Genomic DNA, 400 nt, shown 5'->3' with positions numbered 1-400 from the left:
CCAGCACCCGGTCGGCGGTGGGGTCGGCCATGTCGTCCACGATCCGGCCGTCGGCGAGGAAGATCACGCGGTCCGCGTAGGCCGCCGCCACCGGGTCGTGGGTCACCATCACCACGGTCTGGCCCAGTTCCCGTACGGAGTTGCGCAGGAAGCCCAGCACCTCGGCGCCGGAGCGGGAGTCGAGGTTGCCGGTCGGCTCGTCGGCGAAGATGATCTCGGGCCGCGAGGCCAGCGCGCGGGCCACCGCGACGCGCTGCTGCTGGCCGCCGGACAGCTGGCTGGGGCGGTGCTTGAGGCGTCCGGACAGGCCGACGGTCTCGACGACGCGGTCCAGCCACTGCCGGTCGGGCCTGCGCCCGGCGATGTCCATCGGCAGCGTGATGTTCTCCAGCGCGGTCAG

At 73.2% G+C, this 400-nt stretch carries 1 protein-coding gene; it reads right to left on the bottom strand.

What is annotated here, in order from left to right; translation table 11 throughout:
- The coding region (locus tag ADK86_RS17145) for an ABC transporter ATP-binding protein (RefSeq protein ID WP_159393873.1) at nt 1-400 on the bottom strand (400 nt) is incomplete at both ends.

Source organism: Streptomyces sp. NRRL F-5755 (genome assembly GCF_001279365.1).
Taxonomy (GTDB): domain Bacteria; phylum Actinomycetota; class Actinomycetes; order Streptomycetales; family Streptomycetaceae; genus Streptomyces; species Streptomyces rimosus.
Note: the sequence above shows the minus strand (reverse complement) of the source record. Positions and strands in the feature narration are given on the sequence as shown.